The organism is Mesorhizobium sp. P2_A12 (genome assembly GCF_056405075.1).
In genome coordinates this window covers 42,329-56,546 of record NZ_JBFUCU010000005.1, presented here as the reverse complement: position 1 = coordinate 56,546, position 14,218 = coordinate 42,329, and the positions used below count along the sequence as shown (strand labels likewise).

14 protein-coding genes are annotated in these 14,218 nt (G+C 63.3%); 11 read left to right on the top strand and 3 right to left on the bottom strand.

Annotated elements, in window-relative coordinates; all coding sequences use genetic code 11:
* Nucleotides 1-83: 83 nt before the first annotated feature.
* Both AC1DZU_RS14125 and AC1DZU_RS14120 read right to left on the bottom strand, forming a co-directional pair.
* Nucleotides 84-440, bottom strand: coding sequence for a DUF2946 family protein (locus AC1DZU_RS14125; RefSeq protein WP_477286062.1), 357 nt, complete (start codon nucleotides 438-440; stop codon nucleotides 84-86).
* A gap of 122 nt (nucleotides 441-562) precedes the next feature.
* Nucleotides 563-1,465, bottom strand: coding sequence for a GntR family transcriptional regulator (locus tag AC1DZU_RS14120; RefSeq protein WP_477285567.1), 903 nt, complete (start codon nucleotides 1,463-1,465; stop codon nucleotides 563-565).
* A 229-nt stretch (nucleotides 1,466-1,694) separates the two neighbouring features.
* Between AC1DZU_RS14120 and AC1DZU_RS14115 the strand changes: the two genes are divergently transcribed.
* The 6 genes from AC1DZU_RS14115 to AC1DZU_RS14090 all read left to right on the top strand — a co-directional run bounded on the left by AC1DZU_RS14115 (nucleotide 1,695) and on the right by AC1DZU_RS14090 (nucleotide 9,418).
* Nucleotides 1,695-3,200 carry a UxaA family hydrolase gene (locus AC1DZU_RS14115; RefSeq protein WP_477285563.1) on the top strand — a complete coding sequence of 502 codons (1,506 nt, stop codon included), beginning with the start codon at nucleotides 1,695-1,697 and terminating at the stop codon, nucleotides 3,198-3,200.
* Between the two features lie 121 nt (nucleotides 3,201-3,321).
* Entirely contained in the window at nucleotides 3,322-4,320 is a 999-nt protein-coding gene (locus AC1DZU_RS14110; protein WP_477285562.1) for an aldo/keto reductase, read from the top strand.
* Nucleotides 4,321-4,656: 336 nt separating this feature from the next.
* Nucleotides 4,657-5,649: a substrate-binding domain-containing protein gene (locus AC1DZU_RS14105; protein WP_477285561.1), complete on the top strand. Its 993-nt coding sequence runs from the start codon at nucleotides 4,657-4,659 to the stop codon at nucleotides 5,647-5,649.
* 159 nt (nucleotides 5,650-5,808) lie between these two features.
* On the top strand, nucleotides 5,809-7,362 hold the full coding sequence (locus AC1DZU_RS14100) for a sugar ABC transporter ATP-binding protein (RefSeq protein WP_477285559.1): 1,554 nt from the start codon (nucleotides 5,809-5,811) through the stop codon (nucleotides 7,360-7,362).
* Nucleotides 7,359-8,327, top strand: a complete 969-nt coding sequence (locus AC1DZU_RS14095) for an ABC transporter permease (protein WP_477227872.1) — start codon at nucleotides 7,359-7,361, stop codon at nucleotides 8,325-8,327. The genes AC1DZU_RS14100 and AC1DZU_RS14095 overlap by 4 nt, the downstream gene beginning before the upstream one ends.
* 74 nt (nucleotides 8,328-8,401) lie before the next feature.
* A complete protein-coding gene (locus AC1DZU_RS14090; protein ID WP_477285556.1) occupies nucleotides 8,402-9,418 on the top strand; it encodes a zinc-binding alcohol dehydrogenase family protein in 1,017 nt (338 codons plus the stop codon).
* Nucleotides 9,419-9,496: 78 nt separating this feature from the next.
* On the opposite strand, the gene phnF is transcribed toward AC1DZU_RS14090, so the two are convergent.
* Nucleotides 9,497-10,246, bottom strand: a complete 750-nt coding sequence (phnF, locus tag AC1DZU_RS14085) for a phosphonate metabolism transcriptional regulator PhnF (RefSeq protein ID WP_477285554.1) — start codon at nucleotides 10,244-10,246, stop codon at nucleotides 9,497-9,499.
* A gap of 122 nt (nucleotides 10,247-10,368) precedes the next feature.
* Between phnF and phnG the strand changes: the two genes are divergently transcribed.
* From phnG to phnK, 5 genes are read left to right on the top strand one after another with little or no spacing between them, the layout of a single operon-like run.
* The gene (gene phnG, locus AC1DZU_RS14080) at nucleotides 10,369-10,830 is read left to right on the top strand and encodes a phosphonate C-P lyase system protein PhnG (RefSeq protein WP_477285552.1); all 462 of its coding nucleotides are present in this window, start codon (nucleotides 10,369-10,371) and stop codon (nucleotides 10,828-10,830) included.
* Nucleotides 10,830-11,441, top strand: a complete 612-nt coding sequence (gene phnH, locus AC1DZU_RS14075; protein ID WP_477285550.1) for a phosphonate C-P lyase system protein PhnH — start codon at nucleotides 10,830-10,832, stop codon at nucleotides 11,439-11,441. Before phnG ends, phnH begins: the two co-directional genes overlap by 1 nt.
* Nucleotide 11,442: 1 nt before the next feature.
* Entirely contained in the window at nucleotides 11,443-12,555 is a 1,113-nt protein-coding gene (locus AC1DZU_RS14070; protein ID WP_477285548.1) for a carbon-phosphorus lyase complex subunit, read from the top strand.
* Entirely contained in the window at nucleotides 12,552-13,445 is an 894-nt protein-coding gene (locus tag AC1DZU_RS14065; RefSeq protein WP_477285546.1) for an alpha-D-ribose 1-methylphosphonate 5-phosphate C-P-lyase PhnJ, read from the top strand. Before AC1DZU_RS14070 ends, AC1DZU_RS14065 begins: the two co-directional genes overlap by 4 nt.
* The gene (gene phnK / locus AC1DZU_RS14060) at nucleotides 13,442-14,218 is read left to right on the top strand and encodes a phosphonate C-P lyase system protein PhnK (protein ID WP_477285544.1); all 777 of its coding nucleotides are present in this window, start codon (nucleotides 13,442-13,444) and stop codon (nucleotides 14,216-14,218) included. Before AC1DZU_RS14065 ends, phnK begins: the two co-directional genes overlap by 4 nt.

The window sequence follows — 14,218 nt, the reverse complement described above, 5'->3', positions numbered from 1 at the left end:
GTGAAGGTCGCGCCGTTGCCGGTCGCGGACAGTTTGATGTTTGGATGGGTACGCCCGCGAAAGGTTCCGGCGGGCAGACAGACTCAGGCCGTCCGCGGCGGCGCGCGCGGATTCGACGGCGAACGCTCACGCGCGAAGTCGAGATGGATGGCCGCCGGAAAGACGAAGGCGACGGCCTCAAAGGAACGCGCGCCCAGGGCAAGCCCCACAACGGGCGGCGGTGCAAAGGCCGGCGAAAACATGCTGCAGCCAAGCATGCAACATGCCGGCAGATGCGACGGCGGCGGGTTGCCGCCGGGAAGCTGGGTCGCACCCTCACGGGTACAGATGACGTTGCCGAAGGCATCGAGTTGTGACGCATTCGGCGCGGTGCCGAACGCGAACGCACCGAGCGTCGACTGGAGCAACAGCAGATAGGCCGCGACAAGCGCGACCAGAATGCTCCACCGTTTCTCCCGGCCGTTCAAACGATCTGCCTCATCGAGCAATCACCGGAGCGATACCTATCACGGTAGGGGCAGGTCGAAAATCGGCAAATTCGATGCTGCGGCAACGCGGCATATTAGGATTTCAGTGGCGGCCGGCTCTCCGGGATAGAGGTCAGTAATGTCTGGCGCGCCGACTTCAGGTGCTTGCGGCAGGCGGCGTCGACCTTGCCGAGATCGCGCGATTTGAGTGCCGCGATATAGGCGAGGTGCTCACCGATCGCGACCTCGTTGCGCTCGCGCTCCTGCGCCTTGTTCCATTGGTAGTGATAGTGGAAGATCATGGCGATGACGTCGTAGAAATCGACGATGAAGCGGTTGTGCGACGCCCGGTGGATGAGCCGATGGAGGCGCTCGTCCAGCTCCGAGAATTCGTTGAAGCGGGTGGCGATTTCGCTTGCCAGCAAGCGATGCTCGTCCTCCAGGCGGTCGAGATCGGTCCAGACCGCGCTGTCCTGCGGCAGAGCGGCGAAGGCTGCCGCCGAGCGCAGTTCGAACATTTCGCGGATTTCGGTCAGTTCCAGCGCGAAGGCACGGGTGAAGCCCTTCAGCACCCAATGGCTGTTGCGGCGCTTCTCTATCAGGCCGAAGCGGGAGAAGCGGATCAGGAACTCGCGCACGCTGGTGGTGCCGACGCCGATCTCGCGCGCCAGTTCTAGCTCGTTGATCTGCATGCCGGCCTCGGCGCCGCCGGCGAGCAGCCGTCGCATGAACGACCGCTCGATGATTTCGGCCAGCGTGTCGGTCTCTTCCTCGGGGAAGAAATCATCGGGACGCGGTTCGCGCAGCACCGTCTTGGCGCGCTTGTTCCAGGCGATCAGCCCGGTCTCTTCCATGCGCGCCAGGATGGTGCGGACGGTTGTCCGGCTGACACCAAGCAATGTCCCCAGCTCCGGCTCCGAAGGCAGGCTGCGTGTTTCATCGAGCAGCCTGAGGCACCTGTTGTAGGCATCCTTGTAGACGTTGTTGCTCTTCGACATCCCTGACCCGTTGCACGCCGTCGCTTGCGGCTGCTGGCTTGAAGCGCAATATGACGTTCCCATGACCCCTGAAAAGCGAAACCGCTTTTCGGAACACCCAAGGACATGCGGAACTCCCCAGCGAAAAAACAATTGACGCAAAACTGTTTTTTCACGATAAAAGACATTATCTTTTAACAGGCGCGTGTCAATCCGCCCGCGCATCCCAGGATCACCCAGGAAACCGCCCGTGAACGCCTCCAACAGCATTCTTCTGTCTCCCGCCGACAATGTCGCCGTCGCCAACGGCCGCATCGAGATCGGCACCACGCTGCCGGGCGGTGCCGTCGCCACTGCGCTGATCGAGCCCGGCCACAAGGTGGCGATCAAGCCGATCGCCACCGGCGAGGCCGTGGTGAAATACGCCCAGGCAATCGGCCGCGCGACACAGGACATAGCGCCGGGCGAGCATGTTCATTCACACAATCTGGTTTTCGAATCCGGCCGTTTGCCCGTAGTGCCGCCGAGCGAGGCCGAGCACGCGACAGAAGCCGACCGCAGCCGCACCTTCATGGGTTATCGCCGAGCCGATGGTCGTGCGGGTACGCGCAACTTCATCGGCATCATCGCCAGCGTGAATTGCTCGGCCACTGTTTGCCATGCCATCGCCGACCAAGCCAACCGGACCCTGTTGCCGAAATATCCCGGCATCGATGGCTTCGTCCCGATCGTTCACGGCCAGGGCTGCGGCATGAGCGGCACCGGCGACGGCATGATGGTGCTGCATCGCACGCTCGCCGGCTATGCCCGCCATCCCAATTTCGGCGGCGTGCTGATGGTCGGGCTCGGCTGCGAGGTCAATCAGCTCACGCTCTATGGCCAGAAGGGCGCTGCCGCCGGCAAGCGCCACTTCAACATCCAGGACGCGGGCGGCTCGCGCAAATCGGTCGAAAAGGCGATGCTGGTGCTGGCCGAGATCGCAGAGGAAGTCGGCCAGCTGAAGCGTGAGCCGATCCCGGTCAGTGAGATCGTCGTCGGCCTGCAATGCGGCGGCTCCGACGGCATGTCCGGCATTACGGCCAATCCGGCGCTGGGCGCAGCCGTCGACATCCTGGCCGGCGTCGGCGGCATCGGCATCCTTTCAGAGACAACCGAGATCTATGGTGCCGAGCACCTGCTTGCCTATCGCGCGGCAACACCGGAGATCGCGCAGAAGCTCGACGGTTTCGTCAAGTGGTGGGAGGATCACGTCGCCAAGCATGGCGCCTCGATCGACAACAACCCCTCGCCCGGCAACAAGCGCGGCGGCCTCACCACCATCCTGGAGAAGTCGCTGGGGGCCGTCGCAAAGGGCGGCCAGACGCCGCTCAACGGCGTCTTCGGCTATGCCGAAAAGGTCATCGGCAACGGACTGGTGTTCATGGACACGCCCGGCTACGACCCGGTGTCGGCCACCGGACAGGTGGCGGGCGGCGCCAACATCATCGTCTTCACCACCGGCCGCGGCTCGTGCTTCGGCTGCCGGCCGACGCCGTCGATCAAGGTCGCCAGCAACTCGACTATGTACCACACCATGGAAGAGGATATGGACGTCAACTGCGGCGTCATCGCCTCGGGCGAGAAAACCATCGCCGGCATGGGCCGCGAGATCTTCGAACTGATCGTCGAGACGGCTTCCGGCCGCAAGACCAAGAGCGAGGATTTCGGCTACGGCGACAACGAGTTCGTGCCCTGGCATCTTGGTGCAACGCTCTAACTCTTTGTTTTTGCTCAATTCCGGACGGAAAACCGTTACACACTTTTCTAGCAATTGCACTAGATTGACTGATATCTGAAGGCTGCCAACCGGATACGGTCGGCAGCAGGGAGGTTTTCGTATGAACAAGCGCCGCATCGGACAGACCGCGCTCGAGGTCACCGAGATCAGCTTTGGCGGCGCCGCGATCGGCGGCCTCTACCGCGCCTGTTCGCGCGAGTCGGCGATGGAGACGCTGCAAGGCGCCTGGGAGGCCGGCCTGCGTTATTTCGACACCGCACCCTTCTACGGTTTCGGCCTGTCGGAACGCCGCTTCGGCGACTTCCTGCGCTACAAGCCGCGCGATTCCTATGTGTTGTCGACCAAGGTCGGCCGCCTGTTCCGTCCCGTTCCGGACGACCGTGTTCCCGATCACTCCTATGTCGATCCGCTGCCGTTCGCGCTAGACTACGACTATTCCTATGACGGCATCATGCGTTCGGTCGATTTCAGCTATGCGCGGCTTGGCCTCAACAAGATCGACATCCTGTTCGTCCACGACATCGGCGCCTATACGCATGGCGTAGAGAAAACCAAACTGCATTTTCGCGAGTTCATGGACGGCGGCCTCAAGGCACTCGAAGAGCTGAAGCGATCCGGCGTCATTTCCGCCTATGGGCTTGGCGTCAACGAGGTCCAGATCTGCCTCGATGTGATGCGTCGGGCGCCACTTGATTGCATCCTGCTCGCCAGCCGCTATTCCTTGCTCGACCGCAGCGCCGAAGCGGAACTTTTGCCATTGTGCAGGGCACAACAGACCTCACTGGTCATCGGCGGCGTGTTCAACTCCGGCATCCTGGCGACCGGGCCTGTGCAAGGCGCGCATTTCGACTACCTGCCCGCCAACCACGACGTGCTGGACCGCGTCGGTGCGATGGAAAGGATCGCCACCGAGGGTGGCTATCCGCTGGCCGCTGCCGCGTTCCAGTTCCCCTTGCATGAACCTGCGGTCGCCACGGTGCTGACCGGCACCGCCAAGCTGGCAAACCTGACCCGCAACCTCGAATTGCTCGACGTCGACGTGCCCGAGACGGAATACGCCAGATACCGGCCCTATACGCTGGTTCAGGAGCTGGCGTGAAGCCCCCATCCACCCACCGTGAGAGGTGACCTGGGCTTCACATTCTTGCGATCCCATGAAAGAATGAACATTCCATATTGACTAACTAGTGGAATTAATATTCCATGGCTTCACGGAACGGAACGGGAGCGTTTGACGGCGGCAAGGGAGGAGTGGCGCGGTTATTTCCCCCTGCCAGAACTCGGCAGGGTTGACGCGAAACACCGCTTGCATCGGACAGGTCGATGCACTATCAAAACAGTGTAAATGTTTTTTATTGATAAAGTTCTGTTTGGGCCACGCCTATCCGGACGGAGCTTCCGTAACGTTCACCGGGCGACTTAGGGAGGATTCCTAATGAAATTCGTAACCAGCATTCTCAACCGCCGCGCAGTGATGACGTTGGCAGCAGCTTCGATGCTCGCCGGCGTCATGCATTCGGCGCCGGCTTCGGCGGCGGACGTGACCATTCCGATCATCGTCAAGGACACGACGTCCTTCTACTGGCAGATCGTTCTGGCCGGAGCCCGCAAGGCCGGCAAGGACCTAGGCGTCAACGTACCGGAACTCGGCGCCCAGGCTGAAACCGACGTCAACGGCCAGATCTCGATCCTCGAGAATGCCGTCGCCGGCAACCCGGCCGCCGTCGTCATCGCGCCGACCGAAGCCAAGGCGCTTGGCAAGCCGATCGACGAAGCCGCTGCCAAGGTCAAGGTTATCGGCATCGACTCCGGCGCCGACTCCAAGGCCTTCACCTCGTTCCTGACCACCGACAACGTGCAGGGTGGCCGCGTCGCCGCGGACGGTCTTGCCGCAGCCATCGGCGAAGCCAATGGCGGTAAGGTCGAGGGCAAGGTCGCGTTGATCACGGCACTTCCCGGTGCCGGCTCGCTGGAACAGCGCGCCCAGGGCTTCAAGGAACAGCTCAAGGCAAAATATCCGGGCCTCGAGCTCGTCGCCGACAAATATGCCGACGGCCAGGCCACCACCGGCCTCAACATCGCCACCGACCTGATCACCGCCAATCCGGACCTGAAGGGCATCTTCGCCTCCAACCTGATCATGGCGCAGGGCGTCGGTCAGGCGATCGCCGAGAACAAACTTGCCGGCAAGGTCGGGCTGATCGGATTCGACAGCGACGAGAAGCTGATCAAGTTCCTCAATGACGGCGTCATTTCCGGCCTCGTCGTCCAGGACCCGTACCGGATGGGCTATGACGGCATCAAGACGGCGCTCGCCGCCTCGAAGGGCGAGAAGGTCGAGGCCAATGTCGACACTGGCGCCAACCTTGTCACCAAGGCCAACATGAAAGAGCCGAAGATCGACGCGCTGCTCAACCCGAAGCTCTGAGCCGCCGTATCCAAATCGTTTCCGGGGCCTCGCGCCCCGGAAACATCCACTGCCGGCACAAACGGCTTGGCAATCCACAAGCTTGAGCTAGGCTGCCTTTCGAGGCGTATCCTTGCCTCGCAGCGTGCCAAATCGTGAGGCCAATCTGGGAGGATTGTCATGACGTCGACGGCGCAGGAACTGCACCCGGCACCCGTGCTGGAACCAGGGCGGACCATCCTCGAATTGCGCGGGTTGGAGAAGCGCTATCCCGGCACCCACGCCCTGAAGCCGGTCAACCTCGCTTTCAAGTCCGGCGAGATCCACGCCATCGTCGGCGAGAACGGCGCCGGTAAATCGACGCTCATCAAGCTTCTCACCGGCGTCATGCCGCGCACCTCTGGAGAGGTGATCTGGGAGGGCCAGCCGGCAGCCTTGGCGACACCGCATGAGGCGATGGCACTCGGCATCAATGCCGTGCACCAGGAGGTCGTGCTCTGCCGTCACCTGACGGTGGCAGCCAACATGTTCCTCGGCGAGGAGAATTCGCGCTTCGGCATCCTGCAGCAACGCGCCATGGTCAAGGAAGCGCAGAAGATCATCGACGATCTCGGCTTCGATCTGCCGGCGCATGTCACACTCGGCGACCTCACCATCGGCCAGCAGCAGCTGATCGCCGCCGCCCGCGCCACCGTGCGCGGCACCAAATTCCTGATCTTCGACGAGCCGACCGCCTACCTGACCCGCAAGGAGGCCGACCAGCTCTTCACCCTGATCCGCCGACTGAAGGGCGAGGGCGTGACGATCATCTACATCAGCCACCGCATGGAGGAAGTGTTCGAGCTGGCTGACCGTGTTTCCGTACTGCGCGACGGCACGCTGGTCGGCACCCGCAACATCGCCGAGACCAACGACGCGGAGCTGGTCAAGATGATGATCAACCGCTCGATCGAACAGATCTACCACAAGGAACATTTCACACCGGGCGCGGCGATCCTCGAATCCAGGAACCTTTCCGGCAAAGGCTTCGAGAATGTATCGATGACGGTCCGAGCCGGCGAAATCGTCGGGCTCTACGGCCTGATCGGCGCCGGGCGCAGCGAGTTCGTCACCACGCTTTACGGCCGCCACCGCAAATCGGCCGGCCAGATCCTATGGGAAGGCAAACCGGTCCAGATCAACTCCGAGCATGACGCGATCAAGCTTGGCATGGCGCTGGCGCCGGAAAGCCGTCGCGATCAGGGTCTCTGCCTCAACCTTTCGGTCGGCCTCAACCTCAACCTGCCGATCTACAAGCGCATCTCGAACAATCTGCTGATCTCCAATGCGCAGGAAAGGACCCAGGCCGACCGCCAGATCGCCGATCTCAGGATCAAGACGCCGACGCGCAGTGCACTGGCGTCCAGCCTGTCCGGTGGCAACCAGCAGAAGATCGTCATCGGCAAATGGCTGGCCCACGGCGCCAGGCTGTTCATCTTCGACGAGCCGACGGTCGGCGTCGACGTCGGCACCAAGGCCGAGATCTACCGCCTGTTCAGCGTATTGTTGTCGAAGGGAGCCGGCATCATCCTGATCTCGTCCTACCTGCCCGAGGTCTACGAACTGGCCGACACGCTGCACGTATTCCGCCGCGGCAAACTGGTGGCCACGCACGGGTTCCGCACCGCCGACCATGAGGAAATTCTCACACAGGCGCTCGCCGAGAAACAAGAAAAGCTGGGAGAACAGATATGAGCACCGAGGCGATTCCTGCCGAAAAACCGAAGCGCAACTACAATGCCCTGTTCGGGCTGACGCTGCTGGCGCTGCTGGTGCTGCTGTGGGTCATCCTGTCACTGTCGACATCAAGCTTTGCTTCGGCCAACAACATCTCGAACCTGCTGCGCCAGGGCTCGATGATCGCCATCCTGGCCGTCGGCCAGACCTTCGTCATCATCACCGGCGGCATCGATCTTTCGGTCGGCGCCGTGGTTGGCTTCGCCACCGTCATAGCCGCGATGCTGATCAATGCCGGCATCCCGGTCTTCCTCGCCATCCTCATCACCTTGCTAGTCGGCGTCGCCATTGGCCTGTTCCATGGCTTCGGCATCGTCAAGATGGGGCTGCCGCCCTTCATCATCACGTTGGCAACGCTGACGTCGTTGCGCGGCATCGGTCTTTTGATGACCAACGGCAATTCGATCTCGATCAACAACGATGCCTTTCAAGAGTTCTCGCGCAACTCCTTCCTCGGCGTCCCCAACCTGTTCTGGATGGTGATCCTGGTTGGTATTCCGGCCTACATCTTCCTCCATCACAGCCGTTGGGGCCGGTATTTGTTCTCGGTCGGCTCCAATGCCGAGGCCTCGCGCCTGTCCGGCGTCAATGTCCAGCGAACCATCTACATGGCTTACACGCTGTCGGGTCTCTGCGCGGCGTTCGTCGGCGTGTTGCTGGCCTCACGCATCGGCATCGGCAACCCGACCCAGGCCGAGGGTTGGGAACTGCAAGCGATCGCGTCGTCGGTGATCGGCGGCACCTCGCTGTTCGGCGCGGTCGGCTCGGTGCACGGGCCGCTGCTCGGCGCCTTCATTCTGGCCACCATCAACAACGGCGCCAATCTCTTGAACGTCAACGCCTTCTGGCAGCGCATCATCACCGGCGCGCTGATCATCATCATCGTCTATTTCGACGGGCTGCGACGCCGCGGTAGCAAGTGACAATAATTTGAGATCGATCGCCGGCCCTGTCGCGAAAATGGGCCGGCGATTTTCATGACAAACTGGATTGAAGCATGAAAGCCGTCGTCTGCCGCTCGCCTGGCGAGCTCGTCCTGGAAGACCGTCCGGCGCCGAGCGCGCCACCCCCCGGCTGGGCGCTGGTGGCTGTCAGCCATGTCGGCATCTGCGGCACCGACTATCATATATACGAAGGCAAGCACCCATTCCTCGCCTATCCCCGCATCATGGGCCATGAGGTGTCGGGAACGATCGTCGAGACCGGCGAAGGCGTCGAACTTTCCGCTGGCGAGCCGGTGGTCATCAATCCCTATCTTTCCTGCGCCAAGTGCATCGCCTGCCGGCACGGCAAGCCGAATTGCTGCGTCAGGATCGAGGTCCTCGGCGTCCATCGCGACGGCGCCATGTGCGAACGGATTCTGGTGCCGGCACAAAATCTCTATCCGGCAAACGGCCTGTCGCTGGCCGACGCCGCCGCTGTCGAGTTCCTGGCCATCGGCGCGCATGCTGTGCGACGCGCAAGCGCCGATCCCGGCGCCCGCACGCTGGTCATCGGCGCCGGTCCGATCGGGCTTGGCACCGCCATCTTCGCCGGCATCGCCGGGCTTGACGTGACGCTGCTCGACATGAGCAGCGAAAGACTTGCCTTTGCCGCCAACGAGCTTGGTTTCCAGACCCTCGACGGTTCGCGCGGCGCGGTGTCCGATCTGGTCGGGCAAGCGACCGCTGGCGAAGGCTTCGATGTGGTCTTCGACGCCACCGGAAACACCCAGTCGGTGCAGTCGGCCTTCGCCCATGTCGCGCATGGCGGAACACTGGTGCTGGTCAGCGTCGTCAAGGACGACATCACCTTCTCCGATCCGGAATTCCACAAGCGCGAGATGACCCTGATCGGCAGTCGCAATGCGTTGCGCGCCGACTTCGACCACGTCGCCGCCTCGATCCGCAACGGCGCCGTGCCGTTGGCAAAGCTCGTCACCCACCGCACCACGCTGGCCGATACGCCGCACGATCTCGCGCGCTGGGCACACGAGAAATCCGGCCTGATCAAGGCTGTGATCGAGGTCGGATAAAAGCATTTCCAGGAAACGTGTGAAGCGGTTTTCCGTACGCAATTGCGTCAGACAATCCAGCCAGTCGCCAGTGTCACCTTACAGTGCCGACAATTTGAGTTCGACGCGCTCAGCCGGGAAGCGTGACTCGGAAAACTGGATCGGCTGGCCGTCCGGCGTGACGTTGACGGCGACCGTGACCAGCACGATGGCGCCGGGCTGCAGATCGAGGTCGGCAAGGTCGGCGGCGTCGGCATGGCGTGCTGACAGCATGGTCGATTGCCTGAGATAATCGTCGATGCCGAAACGTGCCAGCGACGCGGTGATCGAGCCGGTTTGCGCCATGGCGGCATCAATGCCGGCAAAGCGCCTGGCCTCGAACCAGCCGGCAGCACGCGACACCGGGCGGCCATCGGCTTCGCCGCGTGTTTCCAGCCGGATCACGTTTGCCCCCCTGGCTAGGCCCAGCCCCTCGGCGACGCGCCGGCTGGCCGGCTCCACCGACGAGGCAAGCAGGACAATATGCCGTTCCGACGCCTGCCCTTGCAGGCCTGCCGAAAACCGTGTTCGCGCGCCGATCGGATAGGACAGCCGCTTGCGCGACAGCACGAAGGTGCCGCGTCCCTGTTCGGCCCGCAGCACCCCTTCCTGCACAAGGGCTGCTATGGCACTGCGCACCGTGTGACGGTTGACGCCATAGCGCTCGGCCAGCGCAACCTCCGGCGGTAGCGCTGCATTCTCGGCGAAATCGCCGATGGCGATCGCATGCAGGATCTTGTCGGCGATCTGCCGCCACAGCGAGACACCACTCCGCCGCTCGATGCTGTCCGCTGCCAGCTGCCCGACCATTTTAATTGTCCCAGCCTCCCATTGCTTGTCATCCACCCGTCATGGACTCGCGCTAGATAATAGGTATAATTTGTATAATTGTCTATATCAATAGACAAATTTAGACAAGAGGATTGTTGCTCATGCGAGGACAGGAAGCCCGCGACCAAGCCGAGCGCAAGGCCGCCATGGCAACACTGGCACAATCCAGCGGCGATGACGTCGTCCGGCTCTGGAACGCGTCCGGACTGCCCTCGGAAGCTGAGCTGCTGCGCGGCCCGGAGACCGGCCTGGTCACCGTGCGCGGCCGCATCGGTGGTGGCGGCTCCCCCTTCAATGTTGGTGAGACGACCGTTACCCGCGCCACTGTCCGGCTGCCGTCCGGACAGGTCGGTCACTGCTATGCGCTTGGCCGCGACAAGCAGAAGGCAAGGCTGGCGGCCATCGCCGATGCGTTGTGGCAGGACCCGGTGCGTCGCGCCGAGGTCGAGACCGTGCTTATTGCGCCTCTACGATCGGCTCTGGCCACCGCGCATGAACGGCGGCGCGCCGAGACGGCGGCAACGAAGGTGGATTTCTTCACCATGGTTCGCGGAGAAGACTGATGGACATCGCAGCGCAATCGATCGAGGGCGGTTTTGCCGATCCGGTCTTCAACGCCCAGACCGTGTTTCGCGCCGTCATGGACGCGATGGCGCGGCCGGGCAGCGTGCAACCCGTGCCCGCCTTCGCCCGCCCGCCGGTGCCGCTTTCGGCGACCGCCGGCGCCGTAGCGCTGGCGCTTTGCGACAACGACACCCCGCTCTGGCTCGACCCGGCTTTGCAGGCCTCTACCGCGATCAAATCCTGGCTTGGTTTCCACACCGGTGCGCCTTTGGCCAACACGCCGGCCGATGCGCATTTCGCTTTGATCGCCACGCCGGCCGAGATGATGGCGCTCGACGGTTTTTCGCAAGGTACCCAGGATTATCCCGACCGCTCCACCACGCTGATCCTGCAAGTCAGTGATCTCGTTTCCGGCGCCCTGCTGCTGCTCGGAGGCCCCGGCATCGAAACCAGTGCCACGATCGCGCCGGCGCAGATGCCGCGTCATTTCGTCGAGCAGTGGAAGCAGAACATCAAGCGCTTTCCGCGTGGCGTCGACATCATCCTCGCCACATCGGACGGCGTCGCCTGCCTGCCGCGCACCACGCGCATCAAGACGATGGAGGGCTGAGATGTATGTCGCGGTAAAAGGTGGCGAGGCGGCCATTGCCAACGCCCACAGCCTGCTCGCCGACCGCCGGCGCGGCGACCGTTCGGTGCCCGCCATTCGCCTCGACCAGATCGTCGAACAGTTGGCGCTTGGCGTCGACCGGGTGATGAGCGAAGGCTCCCTCTATGACCGCGAGCTGGCGGCGCTTGCCATCGTCCAGGCGCGCGGCGACCTGATCGAGGCGATCTTCCTGGTGCGCGCCTATCGCACCACGTTGCCGCGCTTCGGCTATTCCAAGGCGATCGACACCGCCACCATGCTGGTCGAGCGGCGCGTTTCGGCGACCTACAAGGACCTGCCCGGCGGCCAGCTGCTCGGCCCGACCTTCGACTATACGCATCGGCTGCTCGACCCCGGGCTTGCCGCCGGCGGCGATGTCGCCGAGCCGCTGCAGCGCGAGACCGAAACAAAAGCCATGCCGCGCGTCTCGGCGATCCTGGCCCGTGAAGGCCTGATCGAACCGGATGGGGAGATGCCACAGGACCATGTCCCCGGCGACATCACCCGCGAGCCGCTGGAATTCCCGATGGCGCGCGACATCCGCCTGCAGGCGCTGTCACGCGGCGATGAGGGCTTCTTGCTGGCGCTCGGCTATTCCACGCAGCGCGGCTATGCCCGTAACCATCCCTTCGTCGGCGAGATCCGCATCGGCGAGGTCGAGCTGGAACTGGATGTTCCCGAACTCCCGTTCGCCGTGCCGCTCGGCACGGTGCGGGTCACCGAATGCCAGATGGTCAACCAGTTCAAGGGCTCGGCCAAGGCGCCGCCGCAATTCACCCGCGGCTACGGCCTGGTCTTCGGCCAGAGCGAGCGCAAGGCGATGGCGATGGCGCTCTGCGATCGGGCATTGCGCGCTTCGGAACTCGGCGAAGATGTCGTCGCCGCCGCGCAGGACGAGGAGTTCGTCATCTCGCATTCCGACAATGTCCAGGCGACCGGCTTCGTCGAGCACCTGAAGCTCCCGCACTATGTCGACTTCCAGGCCGAACTCGACCTCGTGCGCCGCATGCGCGCCGAATATGACGCCCGCGAAAACCCGGTGAAGGCGGACGACAAGAGGGAGGCCGCGGAATGACCGCTCAACCGACAGACATTGCCACCTACAACTTCGCCTATCTCGACGAACAGACCAAGCGGATGATCCGTCGCGCGATCCTCAAGGGCATCGCCATCCCCGGCTATCAGGTGCCGTTCGCCTCGCGCGAAATGCCGATGCCTTATGGCTGGGGCACCGGCGGCGTCCAGGTCACCGCCTCGATCATCGGTCCCGATGATGTGCTGAAGGTCATCGACCAGGGCGCCGATGACACCACCAATGCGGTCTCGATCCGTGCCTTCTTCAAGAAGGTCGCCAATGTCGCGGTGACGACCGATACCGCCAGCGCCACCATCATCCAGACCCGCCACCGCATCCCCGAGCACCCTATGAAGGCAGGCCAGGTGCTGGTCTACCAGGTGCCGATTCCCGAGCCGCTGCGCTTCCTCGAGCCGCGCGAAACCGAGACGCGCAAGATGCATGCGCTGGAGGAATACGGCCTGATGCATGTGAAGCTCTACGAGGACATCGCCAGGCACGGGCGCATCGCCACCACCTATGCCTATCCGGTCAAGGTCGAGGGTCGCTACGTGATGGACCCGTCGCCGACGCCGAAATTCGACAATCCCAAGATGCACCGCTCGCCGGCCTTGCAGCTGTTTGGCGCCGGCCGCGAAAAGCGCATCTATGCGGTGCCGCCGTTCACCGAAGTGGTCAGCCTCGACTTCGAGGATCATCCGTTCGAGGTGCAGACCTTCGACCAGCCCTGCGCGCTGTGCGCGGCCGAGAATGTCTATCTCGACGAGGTCATCCTCGACGACCATGGCGGCCACATGTTCGTCTGCTCGGACACCGACCACTGCGAGAAACGGCGTGAGGAGGGCCATCGCGGCCATCTTGCCCCTGAGATGATGGAGCCGGCGCAATGACCGACGAACCACTGCTGCGCGTCTCGGCGCTCTCCAAATTCTACGGCTCGCGCGTCGGCTGCGACAACGTCTCCTTCGACCTGTGGCCGGGCGAAGTTCTGGCGGTCGTCGGCGAGTCCGGTTCCGGCAAGACGACCCTGCTCAACTGCCTGTCGACCCGGCTGTTGCCGAGTTCCGGCACCGCCAGCTACCGCATGCGCGACGGCCAGTTCCGCGAGCTCTACCGGATGAGCGAGCCCGAGCGCCGCTTCCTGATGCGCACCAACTGGGGTTTTGTCCACCAGAATCCGGCCGACGGCCTGCGCATGACGGTGTCAGCCGGCGCCAATGTCGGCGAACGGCTGATGGCGGTTGGCGACCGCCACTATGGCAAGATCCGCGCTACAGCCGTCGACTGGCTGTCGCGCGTCGAGATCGATGAAGACCGCATCGACGACGAGCCGCGCGCCTTTTCCGGCGGTATGCGCCAGCGCCTGCAGATCGCCCGCAACCTCGTCACCGGGCCGCGGCTGGTGTTCATGGATGAGCCGACGGGCGGCCTCGACGTCTCGGTGCAGGCACGCCTGCTCGACCTGCTGCGCGGCTTGGTCACCGACCTTGGTCTCGCCGCCATCGTCGTCACCCACGACCTTGCCGTGGCGCGTCTTCTGTCGCAGCGCATGATGGTGATGAAGGATGGCCGCGTCGTCGAAAGCGGTCTCACCGACCGCGTGCTCGACGATCCGCGCGCACCCTACACCCAGCTTCTCGTTTCCTCGATACTTCAGGTGTAA

Excerpts from the sequence above, each read along its gene's own strand:
- AC1DZU_RS14120 (WP_477285567.1), bottom strand. The coding sequence starts at position 1,465 with ATGTCGAAGAGCAACAACGTCTACAAGGATGCCTACAACAGGTGCCTC.
- AC1DZU_RS14110 (WP_477285562.1), top strand. The coding sequence starts at position 3,322 with ATGAACAAGCGCCGCATCGGACAGACCGCGCTCGAGGTCACCGAGATC.
- AC1DZU_RS14105 (WP_477285561.1), top strand. The coding sequence starts at position 4,657 with ATGAAATTCGTAACCAGCATTCTCAACCGCCGCGCAGTGATGACGTTG.
- AC1DZU_RS14100 (WP_477285559.1), top strand. The coding sequence starts at position 5,809 with ATGACGTCGACGGCGCAGGAACTGCACCCGGCACCCGTGCTGGAACCA.
- AC1DZU_RS14095 (WP_477227872.1), top strand. The coding sequence starts at position 7,359 with ATGAGCACCGAGGCGATTCCTGCCGAAAAACCGAAGCGCAACTACAAT.
- AC1DZU_RS14090 (WP_477285556.1), top strand. The coding sequence starts at position 8,402 with ATGAAAGCCGTCGTCTGCCGCTCGCCTGGCGAGCTCGTCCTGGAAGAC.
- phnF (WP_477285554.1), bottom strand. The coding sequence starts at position 10,246 with ATGGTCGGGCAGCTGGCAGCGGACAGCATCGAGCGGCGGAGTGGTGTC.
- phnG (WP_477285552.1), top strand. The coding sequence starts at position 10,369 with ATGCGAGGACAGGAAGCCCGCGACCAAGCCGAGCGCAAGGCCGCCATG.
- phnH (WP_477285550.1), top strand. The coding sequence starts at position 10,830 with ATGGACATCGCAGCGCAATCGATCGAGGGCGGTTTTGCCGATCCGGTC.
- AC1DZU_RS14070 (WP_477285548.1), top strand. The coding sequence starts at position 11,443 with ATGTATGTCGCGGTAAAAGGTGGCGAGGCGGCCATTGCCAACGCCCAC.
- AC1DZU_RS14065 (WP_477285546.1), top strand. The coding sequence starts at position 12,552 with ATGACCGCTCAACCGACAGACATTGCCACCTACAACTTCGCCTATCTC.
- phnK (WP_477285544.1), top strand. The coding sequence starts at position 13,442 with ATGACCGACGAACCACTGCTGCGCGTCTCGGCGCTCTCCAAATTCTAC.